An 18,132-nucleotide genomic window follows, 5' to 3' on the forward strand; every position below is an offset into this window, starting at 1 on the left:
ACCTCCCCGGCCAGCGGCCCTGGCCCGCACACTGTGGGTGTGAACAGCAGTTCCTCGGCGAGCGCGGATCGGACGGCGACGCCGAGGCGGTTCCCGCAGTCGGTCTACGGGGTGGGCGAGGAGCCCGATCCCCGGTTCACGCTGGCCAACGAGCGCACCTTCCTGGCCTGGATCCGCACCTCGCTGGCGCTGTCGGCGGCCGGGGTGGCGCTCGAGGCGCTCGAGCTGCCGATCGCCGAGGGCCTCCGGCTGGCCTGCGCGCTGGTGCTCATCGGGCTCGGCCTCCTCGCCCCGCTGCAGGCGTGGCTCGGCTGGACGGCGACCGAGAGGGCGCTGCGCCGCGGCCGCCCGCTGCCCTCGCCCCGGCTCGCGCCGGTGGTCGCCCTCGGCACGCTCGTCGCCGGCGTGCTGCTCGTGCTCGGGCTGCTGCTGCGGTGAGCGAGCAGGTCTTCGACCGCGGCCTGCAGGCCGAGCGGACGGCGCTGGCCTGGCGGCGGACCGCGCTGGCGATGGCGGTGGCGGCGGTGGGGGCCGGCCGGCTGGCGGCGCCGGTGATCGGCGCGCTCGCCGTCGTCCTGGCCGCCGTCGGACTGGTGCAGGCGGCGTTCGTCGGCTACCGGGCCGAGCGGCGCTACCGGTCCGTGCACGCCGCGCTGACCACCCGCGGCGACCTCGGCGGGGTCCGCGCCGGCGGGCTGCCGATCGCGGCCCTGGCCCTCAGCGGCGTCGCCGTCGGGCTGCTCGCGCTCGCGTTCGCGCTCGGGCCGGGCCTCTAGATCCCCAGCACCCTCGACATCTCGGCGCGCAGCTCGTCGAGCTCGTCCTCACCGCGGCCGCGGGCGGCGATGATCCCGGCGTCGTCGTGCACCGGGACGACGGTCTCCAGGTAGGCCTTGAGCTTCGGCTCGGTGCCGCTGGGCCGCACGATCACCCGGACGCCGTCGCCGAGCAGCCGCACCCCGTCGACCGGCGGCTGCCCGGTGAGCAGGTCGGTGAACTCCACCGGCCGGCCCAGCAGGGTGGCCGGCGGGGCGGCGCGCAGCCGCTCCATCGCCTGCCCGATCAGCGACAGGTCGTCCACCCGCACCGACAGCTGCCCGGTGGCGAACAGCCCGTGCTCGCGCGCCAGCTCGTCGAGCCGGTCGAGCAGCGTCCGGCCGTCGGCCTTGAGCTCGGCGGCCAGCAGCGCCACGGCCAGGGCGGCGGAGATGCCGTCCTTGTCCCGCGCCACCGACGGCGCCACCGAGTAGCCCAGCGCCTCCTCGTAGCCGAACACCAGCGGCTCCTCCTCGGAGCCCGCCCGCATGATCCACTTGAACCCGGTCGGCGTCTCCGCCGACGGCACGCCGTGCGCCTCGGCCAGCGCGTGCAGCAGCGACCCGCTCACCAGCGACGACGCGTACGTGCCGCGCACGCCGCGGCGGAGCAGCCAGTCGGCCAGCAGCGCGCCGGTCTCGTCGCCGGTCAGCTGCCGGCCGCCGCAGACGACGGCGCAGCGGTCGGCGTCGGGGTCCTCGGCGATCGCGACGTCGGCGCCGACCCGCTCGGCCAGGGCCTTCAGCCGGTCGGAGGCGCCCGGCTCCTCCGGGTTCGGGAAGGCAACCGTCGGGAACGCCGGGTCGGGCCGGTCCTGCTCCGGCACGCTCACCGGCGCGGCCAGACCCGCCGCGGCGAACACCGCCCGGGTCGTGTCGGCGCCGACCCCGTGCATGGCCGTGTAGGCGACGACCAGCGACTCCCGGCCCGGCACGCGCTCGGGCTCGAGCGCGGCCACCACGGCGGCCACGTAGTCGTCGACGATCCCGTCGGACAGGGTCAGCCAGTCGTCGCCGCGCGGTACGTCCCTCGCCGCGCCGACGGCGGCGATCGCCGCCTCGATCCGCGCGTCGGCGGGCGGCACCAGCTGCCGGCCGTCGCCGAGGTAGACCTTGTAGCCGTTGTCGTCGGGCGGGTTGTGGCTGGCGGTCACCATCACGCCGGCCACGCACCCGAGGTGCCGGACGGCGAAGGACAGCACCGGCGTCGGCAGCGCCCGCGGCAGCACCTGGACGGCGAACCCCGCGGCGGTGAGCACCTCGGCGGTGATCCGCGCGAACTCGTCGGAGCGGCGGCGGGCGTCGAAGCCCACGACCACGCCGCCCCCGGTGTGCCCCTCCTCGGCCAGGTGGGCTCCCAGCCCGGCGGCCGCGCGGGTCACCACGGCGGCGTTCATGCCGGCCGGCCCGGCGCGCAGCGGTCCGCGCAGCCCCGCCGTCCCGAACGTCAGCGGGCCGGCGAACCGCCGGCCGAGCTCCTCGAGGTTCTCGGCCTCGATGAGCGCCTCGATCTCGGCCCGGTCGCCGGCGTGCGGGTCGTCGTCGGCCCAGGCCCGGGCGACCGCCAGCAGCTCGCTCACGGTTCTTCCCGTGCCGCTGCCCGCGCGGCGACGACGTCGGCGTCGAGGGCGGGCAGCGTGTAGTCGCCGCCGACGCGCGCGTGCACGGGGTCGGCCGGGTCGGGCTCGCCGTGCACCTCGATCAGCGCCTCGGCGTACACCTCGGCGTCGTCCTGCGGCTCGTAGCCCAGCGCCCGCGCGGCCGAGAGGTCCCACCAGTTGCGGGTGTTCGCCGAGACGCCCCAGACCACCACGAAGCCGGGGGAGGGCGCGCGCAGCGCCGCGTCGAACAGGGCCACCGAGTCGTCGGGGGAGAGCCAGGTGGCCAGGTGCCGGGTGTTCGTCGGCTCGGGGAACGCGCTGCCGATCCGCAGGCAGACGACGTCCATGCCGTACCGGTCGGCGTACAGCGAGCCGAGCGCCTCCATCGTCACCTTGGCGACGCCGTAGTACGTGTCGGGCCGCGGCGGGGCGTCCTCCTCGCGCAGCAGGCCGTCGGCCGGGCGCGGGGTGAATCCGGTGGCGTGGTTGCTGCTGGCCAGCACGACGCGGGGGACGCCGGCCCGGCGGGCGGCCTCCAGCGTGGCCCAGGTGCCGTCGATGTTCGCGCGGCTGATCGCCGGCCAGGTCGACTCCCCGACGACGCCGGCCAGGTGCACCACCGCCGACGCGCCCTCGGTGGCGTCGACCATCGCGGCCAGGTCGGCGACGTCGGCGACGACGTGCTCCTCGCCCGGCCGGGTGTCGACGATCGGGACGACGTCGAGGCAGCGCACCGCCCAGCCGCGCTCCGGCAGGCCGCCGCGCAGCACCGTGCCGATGCGCCCGGCCGCGCCGGTGAGCAGCACCGGCCCGCTCATGCGGGCAGCCGCCCGATCAGCTGCACCAGGAACTCCCCGAGCCGGCCGGCCGCGGCCTTGCCGGCGGCCAGCACCTCCTCGTGGTCGAGCTTCTCGCCGGTGATGCCCGCCGCGGCGTTGGTGACCATCGACAGCCCGAGCACCTCGAGCCCCGCCGCCCGCGCCGCGATCGCCTCCAGCGCGGTGGACATGCCGACCAGGTCGGCGCCGAGGGTGCGCAGCATGCGGATCTCGGCCGGCGTCTCGTAGTGCGGCCCGGGCAGCGCCGCGTACACGCCCTCGGTCAGCGTCGGGTCGAGCTCGCGGGCCAGCGCGCGCAGCCGCGACGAGTACAGGTCGGTGAGGTCGACGAACGTCGCCCCCACCAGCGGCGAGGTGGCCGTCAGGTTGAGGTGGTCGGCGATCAGCACCGCCTGGCCCACCTGGTGCTCGGGCGCCAGCCCGCCGGCGGCGTTGGTGAGGACGACGGTGCGCACCCCCGCCGCGGCGGCGGTGCGCACGCCGTGCGCGACCGCCTGCACGCCCCGGCCCTCGTAGAGGTGGGTGCGGCCGAGGAAGAGCAGCACCCGCCGGTCACCCACCTGCACCGAGCGCACCTGCCCGCCGTGCCCGACGGCGGTGGGCGCGGCGAAGCCGGGCAGGTCGCCGATCGCGACCGAGGCGAGCGCGGGGCCGAACGCGTCGGCCGCGGGCGCCCAGCCCGACCCCATGACGACGGCGACGTCGTGCCCCTCCCCGAGGGCGGCGGTGAGCGCCTGCGCGGCCGAGGCGGCGAGGGCGGCGGGATCTGCGGCGGCGGGCTGGGTCACGCGGGGACGCTAACGCAGGCCCTCCGGGCCCGGCCGCGGTCCTATCGTTCGCGCATGCGGTTCGCGGTCATCGGACCGCTGGAGGTCCGGACCCCGGACGCGGCCCCGGTCGCCGTGCCCGGCGCCAAGGAGCGCCTGCTCCTGGCCGTGCTCGCCGCGGGTGCGCCGGCCGTCGTCGGCACCGACCGGATCGTCGAGTGCCTGTGGGACGGCGCCCCGCCGCCCACCGCCCGCAAGTCGCTGCAGGCGCACGTCGTCCGCCTCCGCTCGGCGCTGGAGCCGGGGCGGCCCAAGGGCTCCAGCGGCCGCTACGTCGTCCGCCGCGGCCCGGGCTACGCGCTCGCCGTCGACCGCGCGGACCTCGACGCGCTGCACTTCGGCGACCTCGCCGGCCGCGGCCGCGCCCGCCTGGCCGGGGGCGCCACCGACGAGGCCGAGTCGCTGCTGGGCGCCGCCCTCGGGCTCTGGCGCGGGGACCCCTACGGCGACTGGCCGGACGCGCCGTTCGCCGAGGCCGAGCGCCGCCGGCTGGGCGAGGTGCGCTCGGCCGCGCTCGCCGCCCTGCTCGAGGCCCGCCTCGCGCAGGGCCGGCACGCCGAGGTCCTGCCCGAGCTGCGCCGGATGGTCACCGAGGAGCCGCTGCAGGAGGAGTGGTGGCGCCTGCTCATGCTGGCCCTCTACCGCTCCGGGCGGCAGGCCGACGCGCTCGGCGCCGCCCGGCAGGCCCGGGCGCTGCTCGCCGAGGAGCTCGGTGCCGCGCCGGGCCCCGCGCTGCGCGCCATGGAGGCGGCCGTCCTCGCGCACGACCCGGCCCTGGACGCGCCCTCCGGCCCGGTCGTCGTCAAGGAACCGCCCCGCGCCGCCGCCGGGGGCTGCCCCTACAAGGGGCTCGCGGCCTACCAGCCCGACGACGCGCCGCTGTTCCACGGCCGCGACCGCATGGTGCGCACGCTGGTGGCGCGGCTGGTCGACGCCGAGCTCGTGGTGGTGTCCGGGCCCAGCGGCGCGGGCAAGAGCTCCGTCGTCCGGGCCGGCCTGGTGCCGGCGCTGGCCGCGGGCGCGGTGCCCGGCAGCGACCGGTGGCGGCCGGTCGTGGTCACCGTCGGGGCCGACCCGGTCGACCTGCTCGCCGAGCTCACCGGGGAGACGCCCCCCGACCGGCCGGTCGTGCTCGTCTGCGACCAGGCCGAGCAGCTGTGGGCGCCGACCGTGGACGCGGCGGAGCGGACGGCGTTCCTCGACGCCGTCCTCGGCCTGCTCGACGACGGCGTGGTGGTGCGCTGCGTGCTCGTGCTGCGCGGCGACTCCGTCGGGCGGCTGGCCGAGCACGCGGCCCTCGCCGAGCGGCTGGGCGGCGCGATCGCGCTGGTCCCCCCGCTGCGCGAGCCCGAGCTGCGCGACGTCGTCGTCGAACCGGCGCGGGCGGTGGGGCTGACCGTCGACCCGGAGCTCGTCGACGCCGTCGTGCACGACGTGCTGGGCCGCTCGGCGGCGCTGCCGCTGCTGTCCACGGCGCTGGTCGGCACGTGGGAGCGCCGGCGCGGCGACCGCCTCGACCTGGCCGGGTACCTCGCCGCCGGCGGCGTGGCCGGCGCGCTGACCCGCGTCGCCGAGGAGGCCCACCGGGCGCTCGAGGAGGGCGACCGGCGGCTCGCCCGCGCGGTGCTGGTCCGCCTCGCCGACACCGACGAGGGCGGGGCGTACGTGCGGCGGACGGTCCCGCTCGCCGAGGTCCGCGGGGCCGGGCCCGACGCCGCCGCCCGGGAGCGGGTCGTGGAGACCTTCGTGGCCCGGCGGTTGCTCACCGTGGACGCCGACCGGCTCGAGGTCGCCCACGAGGCGCTGTTCACGGCCTGGCCGCGGCTGGCCCGGTGGCTGGAGGAGGACGCCGCCGGCCGGGCCGTCCGCCGGCACCTGGCCCCCGCCGCGCGGGAGTGGGCCGGTGGCGGGCGGCCGCCGGAGGAGCTCTACCGCGGGGCGCGGCTGGCCGCGGCGCTGGACTGGGCGGCCGACCCGGACGCCTCCCCGACGGCGGTGGAGGAGGAGTTCCTCGCCGCGTCGCAGCGGCAGGCCGAGGCGGAGCTGGCGGAGGCCCGCGAGCAGGTCGCCCGGGAGCGACGGGGCCGGCGGCGGACCCGCCGGCTGGCCGCGGGCCTCGCGGCGGTGCTCGTGCTCGCCCTCGTCGCGACCGTGCTGGCCGTCCGGTTCCAGCGGGTCGCCGACACCCGTGCCGGCGAGGCGGAGCGGATCGCCCGGGTGGCCGACGCCAACCGGCTGGCGGCGCTGTCGGCGGCCGAGGACCGCCTGGACCTCTCGCTGCTCACCGCGGCGCAGGCGGTGCGGCTCGCCGGGACCCGCGAGGCGGAGGACCAGCTGCTGGGCACGCTCCTCGTCCGCCAGCGGGCGATCGGCGTCGTCGCCCTGCCGCGACCGTTCCGGGACGCTGTCGTCGCGGGCGGGACCCTGTTCCTCGACGACGGGACGCACCTGGCCAGGTGGCCGGTCGGCTCGGCCGGGGGGCCGGCGACGGCGCTCCGCGGCGTCGGGACCTGGGGCGGGTGGCTGGTGGCGGACGGCTCGCCGGCGGAGGACCTGCTCGTCGCCGCGGGCACGGACATCTACGACAACTGGTGGCTCCGGCTGCTCTCGGCCGACGGGGAGACGCGCCAGATCGTCCAGGGCAACCCCGACGGCCGGAGGCCCGTGGCCGTGGCCTTCACCGGGGACGGCAGCCGGGTGAACGTCTTCCTGGAGACCGCGGGGGATCCCGGCTCTTGGAGCGTGACGGAGTTCGACGTGGCCACCGGAGCTGCGCGCGTCACCGTGAGCGGCGGCGCGCTCCCGGGGGCCGCGGCCGTGGGCGCCGACGTCTCCGACGACGGCCGGACGGCCGTGGTCTTCGACCCGTCCTCCGGCTCGGGTGGAGCCGTCCTGGTGGACCTGGCCGACGGGCGCCAGGTCCCCCTCCAGCGGCCCGGCCGCGGGGTGGCCGGGACCGGGTACCGGGCCCTCGGAACCTCGGCCGTCCAGATGTGGGCGGACGGCCAGGTGACGATCTACGGCCCGGACGGCAGCCCGGTGCAGCAGGTGGGGGAGGGCGGCGGCTCCGTCCTCGACGTGGTCCGCTCGCCGGACGGGCGCTGGGCGGCCACCGTGGGGAGCGGGGGAGTCGTGACGCTGTGGGACGTCGACGGCTCGTCAGGGGAGTGGCGGGCCGGGACGACGGCCGTGGCGCACGCCGGCGACGTCTGGAGGGCCGAGGTGGCCGACGGCGGTCGGCGGCTGCTCACCCTCGGCGCCGACCACCGGCTCGTCGCCTGGGACATGACCCCGACCGGGGGCTTCGGAGCGGTGGTGGAACCGGGCGGGGACGTGCGGCTGGCGGGCCGTCCGCACACCGTCGAGCCCGGCCGGCTCGTGGTGGTCCCCAGCCTCCGGCCCGCCGGCAGCGCGGCGGGGGGCGCGACCGTGGCCGTCACCTTCCTCGACCCGCGCACCGGTGAGGTGCTCGACGAGGTGCCCGTCGGGGAGGTCGAGCAGGGCGCGCAGCCGGAGAGGATCCCTCTGGCCGTCAGCCCCGACCACCGCAACGTCGCGATCAGCACCGGCCGGTCCACCACGGTCGTCGACACCGGCACACGTCGCCCGGTCGGCGAGCCGATCGTCGTCCCGGCCGGCGAGGGCGAGCCCTTCGGCCGGCCCGTCGCCTGCCTCGCGTGGGTGGACCCGTCCACCCTGGCCCTCTGCGTGCCCGGGGACTCCATCACCGGGTCGTCGATGGCCCTCCTCGGCGTGGATGCGTTCGACGGCAGGCCGGGCGCCCGCGTCCAGTACGCCGTCAGCTTCGACTTCCTGGCACTCAGCCCGGACGGTCGGGTCCTGGCCGCGAGCAACCTCCGACGAGGCGGCCTCCAGGACGGTCAGGTGATCAGCATCGCCCGGGGGGACCTCGGCGTCGAGACGTCGGTCAACTTCGACGCACCGGACGTCACGACGGACATGTCGTTCTCCCCTGACGGCGAACGGCTCGCGCTCACCGGCCGATCGGGCGACCTGTACCTGATCGACGTCGCGAGCTGGGAGGGGACGCAGCACCTGATCACGGGCGGGGCGGCGCTGGAGCAGGTCGAGTGGCTGCCCGACGGCAGGACGGTGGCACTCCTCAGCTCCACCGGGACGGTGTCGCTGTTCGACGTCGAACGCGGGCGGTCACGAGGGCCCGCCATCGCGGCATCGACCGACGGCGGGCCGTCCGGTCTCCACCTCATGCCGGTGACGTCGGCCGAGCTCGTGGTCCTCGGCGGCGACCGGCCGGGACGGCGCTGGCCGCTGGACCCGATGGCCTGGGTCGAGCAGGCCTGCGCCGTCGTCGGCCGCGACCTGACGCGCACCGAGTGGGAGCGGTACCTGCCCGACCGGCCGTACCGGCCCACCTGCAGCGACCTCGGCTAGCACGGGTAGCGGAGCGCCTCGTCGCGGTACAGGAACCAGCAGCTGTCCCAGCCGGTCGGCTCGACGAGCTCCAGCCGGCCGCAGGTGATGTCGACGACCAGCCCGCGGTACTGGGTGACGAACACGTAGTCGCCCTCCTCGACGCCGAGGGGCAGCTGCGCGGGCGGGTCCTGCACGGTGTCGCACTCCTCGGCGGCCGGGGCGGCGGCGACCGCGGTCGCGGCGGGGACGACGGCGCCGGCCAGGCCGATGGCGGCGGCGAGGGTGAGCAGGGCGGCGGACCGTCGGCTGGTGCGCATGACCATCAACTCCTGGGATCGATCGCCGGGCCCTTCCCGGCGGCGTCCCCAGCACAGGGCGGGGCGGTTGCGGGGCGGCCCGCGCGCGGTTGCGGTCCGGTTGCGGTGCCGCGCCGGCCTGCTGCACACCCGCCACAGCTGTCCCGGCCGGGCGTGTGCGACCGGGGTGCGGCGCCCGCGCGTCGCACCATTCCGCCCGTGCAGCGCATCGAGATCGACGGCGTCCCGGCCTTCTCCGCACCGGGGCCCGAACGCATCACCGCCGTCCTCACCTTCGGGGTGGGCCTGCGGGACGAGACGTTCGCGACGATCGAGGTCACCCACCTCGTCGAGCACCTGGTGATGGGCACGCTGCCCAAGTCGCACCTGCAGTGCAACGCGATGGTCGACACCGACCTCACCGCCTTCTACGCCACCGGGCGCCCCGACGCCGTCCGCGCCTTCCTCGAGTCGGTCTGCCGGGCGATCAGCGACCTGCCGACCGACCGGATGGCGCTGGAGGTGGGCGTGCTGCAGGCGGAGAACTGCTCCGGCTCGCACCCCACCGTGGCCGCGCTGCTCGGCGCCCGGTACGGCCTGCGCGGTCCGGGGCTCACCCTCGCGCAGGGTCCGGGGCCGCAGTTCCTCAGCGAGGAGAGCGTCCGCGCCCACGCCCGGCGCTGGTTCGTCCGCGAGAACGCCGCGCTGTGGTGCCACGGCGAGCTGCCGGCGGGGCTGTCGCTGCCGCTGCCCTCGGGTCCCCGGCCGCAGCGGCCGGTCCCGGAGCCGCGCTGGCAGCCCGGGCCGGTCTGGTCGCAGGCGCCGATGGGCGAGGGCGCCGGCCTGCTGCTGGCCGCGCCGCCGCGCGACCACGCGCTCAACGTGGGGCTGCACGTGCTCTCGGGTCGGCTGACCGACGTCGCCCGGACCGAGCGCGGGCTCAGCTACTCCACCGGGGTCGAGGTCCTCGACGTCTCGGCCGACCGGCGGGAGAGCGCCCTCTACGTCGACGCCCGCGAGGGCCAGGCCGCCGAGGTCGGCCGCATCCTGTGGGAGCAGTTCGCCGCCCTGTGCCGCACCGGCCCCACCCCGGAGGAGCTGGCGCACGTGGTGACCGGGCTGGCCGAGGAGTTCGACGCCGACGAGGACGCCTTCGTCTGCGGCGAGCTCGGCGGGGCCGCGCTCTGCGAGCTCGGGCCGGTGCCGTTCCTGCCCGCCGACGAGGCGCTGGCCGCCTGGCGGGCGGTCACCCCCGAGCAGGTCGCCGCCGCGATGCGCGCCGCGGCCGGCTCCGCGGTGCTCGTCGTCCCGCAGGGCACCGTGCTGCGCACCGCGATCGGCGGCATCGAGCAGCGGCCGTTCTGCGGGGTGGTCCCGGTGGCCCCGAAGGGGCGGGAGTTCCGGCCGTCGGCGTTCAAGCGGGTGCGCGACCGCGCGGCCCGGGTCCGCCTGGTCGTCTCCGACGCCGGCCTCGCCGACGTCGACGCCGACGGTGACGTCCACTTCACGCCGTGGGAGGGCATCGAGGCCGTCGTCCCCTTCGACCGGGGCGAGGGCTTCTCGGTGATCACCCGCGAGATGTGCGTGATCCCCGTCGACCCGGCGGTGCAGGGGCGCAGCGCGGTGGCCGCGGTCCGCGACCGCCTGCCGGAGCGGGTCTGGGTGCGCCGTCCGGCACCGGCCGCCGACGTCCCCCGGACGGCGGTACCGGCCCGCTGACCAGGCCGAGGCAGGGGGATCGTCCTTAGACTTTCGGGGTGCAGATCCCGTTCGAGTCCTCGGAACGCGCCAGCCTCGGCGTGGAGTGGGAGCTGCAGCTCGTCGACCAGCGGAGCCGCGAGCTCACCGCCGGTGCGGTGGAGATCCTCGAGGAGCTCCGTCCCGAGGGCGCGGCCGAGCACCCCAAGGCCAAGCACGAGCTGCTGCAGTCCACGATCGAGATCATCACCGGCATCTGCGGCACGGTGGCCGAGGCCAAGGAGGACCTGGCCGGCACCCTCACCGAGGTGGTGGCCGCGGCCGACCGGCGGGGGCTGGGCCTGATGTGCGCGGGCACCCACCCGTTCACCGACTGGCAGACCCAGCAGATCTCGCCCAAGGAGCGCTACCTCGAGCTGGTCGAGCGGATGCAGTGGCTCGCCCGCCGGCTGCAGATCTTCGGGGTGCACGTGCACGTCGGCGTCCGCGCGCCGGAGAAGGCCATCCCCATGGTCAACGCGCTCACCCAGTACGTGCCGCACTTCCTGGCGCTCTCGGCGTCCTCGCCGTTCTGGAAGGGCGCCGACACCGGGCTGGCCTCGGCCCGCAGCAAGGTGTTCGAGAGCATGCCGACCGCCGGGCTGCCCTACCAGCTGTCGGGCTGGGACGAGTTCGAGACCTACATGGAGACCCTGATCTCCACCCACGCCATCGAGAGCGTGCGCGAGGTCTGGTGGGACATCCGGCCGCACCCCAACTTCGGCACGGTCGAGCTGCGCATCTGCGACGGCCTGCCGACGCTCGACGAGATCGGCGCCGTGGCCGCGCTCTCGCAGTGCCTGGTCGAGCAGTTCGACAGCCAGCTCGACCGCGGCTACACGCTGCCGACGCCGGCGAGCTGGGTGCTGCGGGAGAACAAGTGGCGGGCGGCCCGGTACGGCCTCGACGCCGACATCGTCGTCGACGAGAAGGGCACCGTCCGGCCGGTGCGCCAGGCGATCCTCGACCTCGTGGAGGACCTGGCCCCGACCGCGCGGCGGCTGGGCTGCTCGGCCGAGCTCGCCGACGTCGAGCGGGTGCTCGCGGTGGGCGCCTCCTACCAGCGGCAGCGGGCGGTCGCCGCCGCGCACGACGGCGACCTGACCGCCGTCGTCGACAGCCTCGTGACCGAGCTCAGGGACGGGCTCCCCGCACCCCAACCGAGCGGGATGGCCTGATGGACGGGGTCGTCGAGAAGCTGGGCGCCGGCGTCGACGACTGGGTGCGGGACCGCCACTCGCAGCTGGTCGCCACGCGGCGGCACCTGCACGCCCACCCCGAGCTGGCGTTCGCCGAGTTCGAGACGACGTCCTTCCTCGAGCAGCGGCTGCGCCAGGCGGGGCTCTCGCCGCGGCGGCTGCCCACCGGCACGGGGCTGGTGGTCGAGGTCGGCTCCGGGCCACCGACGGTCGTGCTGCGGGCCGACATCGACGCGCTGCCGCTCAACGACCTCAAGGACGTGCCCTACGCCTCCACCAAGGAGGGGCTCTGCCACGCCTGCGGCCACGACGTGCACACCACCGTCGTCCTCGGGGTGGCGCTGGCGCTGGCCGAGGCCGACGGGGTGCCCGGCACCGTGCGCTGCGTGTTCCAGCCGGCCGAGGAGACCGTGCCCGGCGGCGCCACCGAGGTGGTGGCGGCCGGCGTGCTCGACGGGGCGTCGCGCGCGTTCGCGCTGCACTGCGACCCGTCGGTGCCCGCCGGCAAGGTCGGGCTGCGCACCGGCGCCATCACCGCCGCCTGCGACCGCATGGACGTCGCGCTCATGGGCCCCGGCGGGCACACCGCCCGCCCGCAGCTCACCGTCGACCTGGTCGACGCCCTCGGCCGGCTGATCACCGAGGTGCCGTCGCTGCTGTCCCGGCAGGTCGACCCGCGCGCCGGCATGTCGCTGGTGTGGGGTGCGGTCAACGCCGGCATCGCGGCCAACGCCATCCCGCAGCGCGGCCACCTGCGCGGCACCGTGCGGGTGCTCGACCGCGAGGCCTGGAAGGACGCCGAGGAGCTGCTGCGCTCCCTCGTCGAGCGGGTGGCGGCCACCACCGGCGCCCAGGTGGACGTCGACTACGTGCGCGGCGTGCCCCCGGTGGTCAACGACCCCCGCTCGGTCGCGCTGCTGCGCGCCGCCGCGCTGGAGACCGTGGGCGCCGACGGCGTGGTGGCCTCGCCGCAGAGCATGGGCGGGGAGGACTTCGGCTGGTTCGCCGACGTGCTGCCGATCGCGCTGGCGCGGCTGGGCACGCACGGCGGCGGCCCGGCGCTGGACCTGCACCGCGGCACGTTCGACGTCGACGAGCGGGCCATCGGCGTCGGCGTCCGGATGCTCGCCCGGACCGCGCTGCACGCGCTCGCGGCCGACTCCGGCCCGGCGCGCACCGGCAAGCGGGCGCCGGGGGACAGCCCGTCGCGGCGGGACGACGAGCCGAGCGGGGCCGAGCGCGCGGCGGGTTGACCCCCGGGCGGACGTGACGCACGTCTCGCCGCGACACTGCCATTCCCGGACACACTGCTTGCGGAGTGCCGTCGACGAGAGGCGGAAATTCGACGATGAGTTCCGACCCCCAGCACCCGGCCGGGGCCGACGTGCCCGCCGAGCACGAGGTCCCCGACGAGCTGGTGCTCGCCGGGGAGTTCCCGACGGCCACCCGCGACGAGTGGCGCCGGCTCGTGGCCGGCGTGCTGCGCAAGGCCGGCCGCACCGAGCTGCCCGACCCGGTCGAGGACGCGCTGCGCCGCACCGTCGCCACCGGCGTCGCGGTCGCGCCGCTCTACACCCCGGAGGACGCCGCCGACCTGCCGTCGGCCGTGGGGGTGCCGGGGCTGGCGCCCTTCGTGCGCGGCGCCCGGGCCGGCGCCGGGTCGAGCGAGGTGCCCGGCGGCTGGGACGTGCGCCAGCGGCACGCGCACCCCGACGTCGCCGTCACCCGGGAGGCGGTGCTCGCCGACCTGGAGAACGGCGGCACCTCGCTGTGGCTGGTCCTCGGCGAGGGCGCTATCCCGGTCGACGCGCTGCCGGAGGTCCTCGCCGACGTCCTGCTCGACGTCGCGCCGGTGAGCGTCTCCGGGGGCCGTCCGGCCGCCGACGCGCTCCTGTCCCTGGTCGAGGGGCGCACCGACCTCGCGCCGGGCGGCTCGCTCGGTCTCGACCCGCTCGGCGACCTCGCCGCGTCGGGCCGGGAGCAGGACCTCGCCGGGCTGGCCGACCTCGCCCGCCGCGCGGCGCCGCTGGGCCTGCGGGCGGTCACCGTCGACGCCACCGTCTTCGCCGACGCCGGCGCCTCGGCCGTGGAGGAGCTCGGCTGCTCGCTGGCCGCCGGGGTGGCGTACCTGCGGGCGCTCACCGACGGCGGGCTGCCGGTCGACGAGGCGTTCTCCGCGCTGGAGTTCCGCTACTCCGCGACCGCCGACCAGTTCACGACGATCGCCGCGCTGCGTGCCGCCCGGCGGCTGTGGGACCGGGTGGGGGAGGCCTCGGGCGCCGCGCCCGACGTCCGCGCCCAGCGCCAGCACGCGGTCACCTCGTCGGTGATGACGACCCGGCGCGACCCCTGGGTGAACATGCTGCGGACGACGGTGGCCTGCTTCGCCGCCGGGGTGGGCGGCGCCGACGTCGTCACGGTGCAGCCGTTCGACGCCGCGCTCGGGCTGCCCGACAGCTTCTCCCGCCGGATCGCCCGCAACACCCAGAACCTGCTCATCGAGGAGGGGTCGCTGGCCCGCGTGCTCGACCCGGCCGGCGGATCCTTCTACGTCGAGTCGCTCACCGAGGACCTCGCGCAGGCCGCCTGGGCGTGGTTCACCGAGATCGAGCGCGCGGGCGGGCTGTCGGCCGCGCTGGCGTCGGGCCTGGTCCGCGACCGGATCGCCACGGCGTGGTCGGAGCGGCAGCGGCGGCTGGCCGAGCGCAGCGACGCGATCACCGGCGTCAGCGAGTTCCCGAACCTGGCCGAGAAGCTGCCCGAGCGGGCCCCGGCCGCCGATCCGCGCCCCGCCGGCGGGCTGCCGCGGGTGCGGGCGGCGCAGGGGTTCGAGGCCCTGCGGGACGCCGCCGACGCCGCCGACGCCGCCGAGCGCCGTCCGGCCGTGTACCTGGCCACGATCGGCCCGGTGGCCCGGCACACCGCCCGCGCGACCTTCGCGGGCAACCTGTTCCAGGCCGGTGGGATCGCGACGCCGGCCGGCGACGGCGCCACCGGCTTCCGGGAGGCGGGGACGACGGTGGCCTGCATCTGCGGCACCGACGACGACTACGCCGCGTCGGCCGCCGCGCTCGCGGAGGAGCTGGGGGACGCCGGCGCGGCTTCGGTCTGGCTCGCCGGGCGACCGTCGCTCGGGGTGGACGGCGTCGACGGGTACGTGTACGCCGGGTGCGACGCCCTCGACACCTTGCACACGGTCTTCGAGCAGCTGGGAGTGCAGCGATGAGCGCGATCCCCGACTTCGGGAACCTGGAGCTCGGCCGGCCGTCCGCGGATGCCACGGCCGACGACTGGGCCAAGGCGTTCGAGGAGACCACCGGCCGCGGCGTGGCCGAGGCCACCTGGGAGACGCCGGAAGGCATCGCCGTCCCCCCGCTGTACACCCCGGCCGACCTCGAGGGGCTGGACTTCCTCGGCACCTACCCGGGCATCGCGCCCTACCTGCGCGGGCCCTACCCGACGATGTACACGACCCAGCCGTGGACGGTCCGCCAGTACGCGGGCTTCTCCACCGCGGCGGAGTCGAACGCGTTCTACCGGCGCAACCTCGCCGCCGGGCAGAAGGGCCTGTCGATCGCCTTCGACCTGCCCACCCACCGCGGCTACGACTCCGACCACCCGCGCGTCGTCGGCGACGTCGGCATGGCGGGCGTGGCGATCGACTCCATCCTCGACATGCGTCAGCTCTTCGACGGCATCCCGCTGGACCGGATGACCGTGTCCATGACCATGAACGGCGCCGTGCTGCCGGTGATGGCGCTCTACATCCTGGCGGCCGAGGAGCAGGGGGTGGCGCCGGCGCAGCTGGCCGGGACCATCCAGAACGACATCCTCAAGGAGTTCATGGTCCGCAACACCTACATCTACCCGCCGAAGCCCTCGATGCAGATCGTCAGCGACATCTTCGCGTTCACCTCGCAGCAGATGCCGCGGTTCAACTCGATCTCCATCTCCGGCTACCACATCCAGGAGGCGGGGGCGACCGCCGACCTGGAGCTGGCGTACACGCTGGCCGACGGGGTCGAGTACGTGAAGGCGGGCAAGGACGCCGGGCTGGACGTCGACGCGTTCGCCCCGCGGCTGTCGTTCTTCTGGGCGATCGGCATGAACTTCTTCATGGAGGTCGCCAAGCTGCGCGCCGCCCGGCTGCTGTGGGCGCGGCTGATGAAGGAGGCCGGCGCGCAGGACCCCAAGTCCATGTCGCTGCGCACCCACTCGCAGACCTCGGGCTGGTCGCTGACCGCGCAGGACGTCTACAACAACGTCGTCCGCACCTGCCTGGAGGCGATGGCCGCCACCCAGGGGCACACCCAGTCTCTGCACACCAACGCCCTCGACGAGGCGCTGGCGCTGCCCACCGACTTCTCCGCGCGGATCGCGCGCAACACCCAGCTGCTACTCCAGCAGGAGTCGGGGACGACGCGGGTCATCGACCCCTGGGGCGGGTCGGCGTACGTGGAGAAGCTGACCTACGACCTGGCCCGCGCCGCGTGGGCGCACATCCAGGAGGTCGCCGAGCACGGCGGCATGGCGCAGGCGATCGACGACGGCATCCCGAAGCTGCGCATCGAGGAGGCCGCCGCCCGCACCCAGGCCCGCATCGACGCCGGCATCCAGCCGGTGATCGGCGTGAACAAGTACCGGGTCGCCGCCGACGAGGCCGTCGAGGTGCTGCGGGTCGACAACGCCCAGGTGCTGGCCGAGCAGAAGGCCAAGCTCTCGCAGCTGCGCGCGTCGCGGGACTCCTCCGCCGTCGAGGAGGCCCTGCGGCGGCTCACCGACGCCGCCCGCGCGGCGGCGGAGGGACGGCGTGGCTCGTCGCTGGACGACAACCTGCTCAAGCTGGCGGTCGACGCCGCCCGGGCGCAGGCCACCGTCGGCGAGATCTCCGACGCGCTGGAGGCCGTGCACGGCCGGCACGCCGCCCAGGTGCGCACCATCTCGGGTGTGTACCGCGACGAAGCAGGGGCGTCGGAGCCGGTCGAGGCCGCCCGGCGGCTGGCCGAGGAATTCGAGGAGGCCGAGGGGCGCCGTCCGCGGATCCTCGTGGCCAAGATGGGCCAGGACGGCCACGACCGCGGCCAGAAGGTGATCGCGACCGCGTTCGCCGACCTCGGCTTCGACGTCGACGTCGGCCCGCTGTTCCAGACGCCGGAGGAGGTCGCCCGGCAGGCGGTGGAGGCCGACGTGCACGTCGTCGGCGTCAACTCGCTGGCCGCCGGCCACCTCACGCTGGTGCCGGCGCTGCGCGACGCGCTCGCCGAGCTCGGGGCCGACGACGTGCTGATCGTCGTCGGCGGCGTCATCCCGCCCGACGACGTGCCGACCCTGCTGGAGATGGGCGCGGCCGCGGTGTACCAGCCGGGCACGGTCATCGCCGAGGCGGCGCAGGACCTGCTGAAGACCCTGTCCGAGCGTCTTGGCCACTGACGCCGCCGCCCTCGCCGAGGGGGTGCGGGCCGGGGACCGGCGGGCGGTGTCGCGCGCGATCACGCTGGTCGAGTCGCGCCGCGCCGACCACCGCGAGGCCGCGCAGGAGCTGCTGGTCGCCCTGCTGCCGCACGCGGGCGGCGCGCGGCGGGTGGGCATCAGCGGGGTCCCGGGCGTGGGCAAGTCGACGTTCATCGACCAGCTCGGGGTGACCCTGACCGGCGCGGGGTCGAAGGTGGCGGTGCTCGCCGTCGACCCGTCGTCCGCCCGGTCGGGTGGGTCGATCCTCGGCGACAAGACCCGGATGAGCCGGCTGTCGGTCGACCCCGACGCGTTCATCCGGCCGTCGCCGACCTCGGGCACCCTCGGCGGGGTCGCGCAGGCCACCCGGGAGTCGATGGTGGTGGTCGAGGCGGCCGGCTACGACGTCGTCCTGGTCGAGACGGTCGGCGTGGGGCAGTCGGAGATCGCCGTCGCCGAGATGGTCGACTCCTTCCTCTTCCTCACGCTGGCCCGCACCGGCGACCAGCTGCAGGGGATCAAGCGCGGCATCCTCGAGATCGCCGACGTCATCGCGGTGAACAAGGCCGACGGGCCGGGGGAGACCGACGCGCGCTCGGCCGCCCGCGAGCTGTCCCAGGCGATCCGGCTGCTGCGCGGGCGGGGCGGTGCGTGGGACGTGCCGGTGCTCACGTGCTCCGGGCTGACCGGCGCCGGCCTGGACGAGGTCTGGGCGAAGCTGGTCGAGCACCAGGACCGCGGCCGCGCCTCCGGTGCGTTCGACGAGAAGCGCCGGACGCAGCAGGTGCGCTGGACCTGGCAGCTGGTCCGCGACGGCCTCGAGCACCGGCTGCGCGCCCACCCCGGCGTCAGGGCGCTGGCCCCGGACCTGGAGAAGTCCGTCCTCGCCGGCGAGCTCACCCCCGCCCTCGCCGCGCAACGGCTGCTCGAGACGTTCCTGGCGACCGGCCCACCCGTCTGACCGGCACCGCC

General features: G+C 76.3%; 13 protein-coding genes. 9 read left to right on the forward strand and 4 right to left on the reverse strand.

From position 1 onward, the window contains the following. Positions 1-39: 39 nt before the first annotated feature. Together ACI797_RS13640 and ACI797_RS13645 are read left to right on the forward strand one after the other, a co-directional pair. A complete protein-coding gene (locus tag ACI797_RS13640; protein ID WP_456859191.1) occupies positions 40-438 on the forward strand; it encodes a YidH family protein in 399 nt (132 codons plus the stop codon). After that, positions 435-776 (forward strand): DUF202 domain-containing protein, encoded by a 342-nt coding sequence (locus ACI797_RS13645; protein WP_456859192.1) that lies wholly within the window; start codon positions 435-437, stop codon positions 774-776. Before ACI797_RS13640 ends, ACI797_RS13645 begins: the two co-directional genes overlap by 4 nt. On the opposite strand, the gene ACI797_RS13650 is transcribed toward ACI797_RS13645, so the two are convergent. The 3 genes from ACI797_RS13650 to ACI797_RS13660 are packed head-to-tail and all read right to left on the reverse strand — an operon-like array spanning position 773 to position 4,043. Continuing rightward, positions 773-2,395, reverse strand: a complete 1,623-nt coding sequence (locus tag ACI797_RS13650) for a phospho-sugar mutase (RefSeq protein ID WP_456859193.1) — start codon at positions 2,393-2,395, stop codon at positions 773-775. The two genes, ACI797_RS13645 and ACI797_RS13650, sit on opposite strands and share 4 nt — an antisense overlap. Beyond that, positions 2,392-3,234: an NAD-dependent epimerase/dehydratase family protein gene (locus ACI797_RS13655; protein ID WP_456859194.1), complete on the reverse strand. Its 843-nt coding sequence runs from the start codon at positions 3,232-3,234 to the stop codon at positions 2,392-2,394. The genes ACI797_RS13650 and ACI797_RS13655 overlap by 4 nt, the downstream gene beginning before the upstream one ends. Further along, positions 3,231-4,043, reverse strand: coding sequence for a purine-nucleoside phosphorylase (locus ACI797_RS13660; RefSeq protein ID WP_456859195.1), 813 nt, complete (start codon positions 4,041-4,043; stop codon positions 3,231-3,233). Before ACI797_RS13660 ends, ACI797_RS13655 begins: the two co-directional genes overlap by 4 nt. 54 nt (positions 4,044-4,097) lie before the next feature. On the opposite strand from ACI797_RS13660, the gene ACI797_RS13665 reads away from it, so the two are divergent. Beyond that, entirely contained in the window at positions 4,098-8,495 is a 4,398-nt protein-coding gene (locus ACI797_RS13665) for an nSTAND1 domain-containing NTPase (RefSeq protein WP_456859196.1), read from the forward strand. Here the strand turns inward: ACI797_RS13665 and ACI797_RS13670 are convergent. After that, on the reverse strand, positions 8,492-8,794 hold the full coding sequence (locus ACI797_RS13670) for a hypothetical protein (protein ID WP_456859197.1): 303 nt from the start codon (positions 8,792-8,794) through the stop codon (positions 8,492-8,494). The two genes, ACI797_RS13665 and ACI797_RS13670, sit on opposite strands and share 4 nt — an antisense overlap. A gap of 198 nt (positions 8,795-8,992) precedes the next feature. Here ACI797_RS13670 and ACI797_RS13675 point away from each other — a divergent pair, with 198 nt between their 5' ends. The 6 genes from ACI797_RS13675 to meaB all read left to right on the forward strand — a co-directional run bounded on the left by ACI797_RS13675 (position 8,993) and on the right by meaB (position 18,121). Next, positions 8,993-10,492: a M16 family metallopeptidase gene (locus ACI797_RS13675; RefSeq protein WP_456859198.1), complete on the forward strand. Its 1,500-nt coding sequence runs from the start codon at positions 8,993-8,995 to the stop codon at positions 10,490-10,492. Positions 10,493-10,530: 38 nt separating this feature from the next. Beyond that, positions 10,531-11,688, forward strand: a complete 1,158-nt coding sequence (locus ACI797_RS13680) for a glutamate--cysteine ligase (protein ID WP_456859199.1) — start codon at positions 10,531-10,533, stop codon at positions 11,686-11,688. After that, positions 11,688-12,962 (forward strand): amidohydrolase, encoded by a 1,275-nt coding sequence (locus ACI797_RS13685; protein WP_456859200.1) that lies wholly within the window; start codon positions 11,688-11,690, stop codon positions 12,960-12,962. The genes ACI797_RS13680 and ACI797_RS13685 overlap by 1 nt, the downstream gene beginning before the upstream one ends. Before the next feature lie 95 nt (positions 12,963-13,057). After that, positions 13,058-14,935: a methylmalonyl-CoA mutase subunit beta gene (locus ACI797_RS13690; protein ID WP_456859201.1), complete on the forward strand. Its 1,878-nt coding sequence runs from the start codon at positions 13,058-13,060 to the stop codon at positions 14,933-14,935. Next, entirely contained in the window at positions 14,932-17,139 is a 2,208-nt protein-coding gene (gene scpA / locus ACI797_RS13695) for a methylmalonyl-CoA mutase (protein WP_456859202.1), read from the forward strand. Before ACI797_RS13690 ends, scpA begins: the two co-directional genes overlap by 4 nt. Then, positions 17,129-18,121, forward strand: a complete 993-nt coding sequence (gene meaB, locus ACI797_RS13700; protein ID WP_456859203.1) for a methylmalonyl Co-A mutase-associated GTPase MeaB — start codon at positions 17,129-17,131, stop codon at positions 18,119-18,121. The genes scpA and meaB overlap by 11 nt, the downstream gene beginning before the upstream one ends. Positions 18,122-18,132 lie beyond the last annotated feature (11 nt).

The organism is Geodermatophilus sp. SYSU D00691 (assembly GCF_054050275.1).

Excerpts from the sequence above, each read along its gene's own strand:
- ACI797_RS13655 (WP_456859194.1), bottom strand. The coding sequence starts at position 3,234 with ATGAGCGGGCCGGTGCTGCTCACCGGCGCGGCCGGGCGCATCGGCACG.
- ACI797_RS13665 (WP_456859196.1), top strand. The coding sequence starts at position 4,098 with ATGCGGTTCGCGGTCATCGGACCGCTGGAGGTCCGGACCCCGGACGCG.
- ACI797_RS13670 (WP_456859197.1), bottom strand. The coding sequence starts at position 8,794 with ATGCGCACCAGCCGACGGTCCGCCGCCCTGCTCACCCTCGCCGCCGCC.
- ACI797_RS13685 (WP_456859200.1), top strand. The coding sequence starts at position 11,688 with ATGGACGGGGTCGTCGAGAAGCTGGGCGCCGGCGTCGACGACTGGGTG.
- ACI797_RS13690 (WP_456859201.1), top strand. The coding sequence starts at position 13,058 with ATGAGTTCCGACCCCCAGCACCCGGCCGGGGCCGACGTGCCCGCCGAG.
- scpA (WP_456859202.1), top strand. The coding sequence starts at position 14,932 with ATGAGCGCGATCCCCGACTTCGGGAACCTGGAGCTCGGCCGGCCGTCC.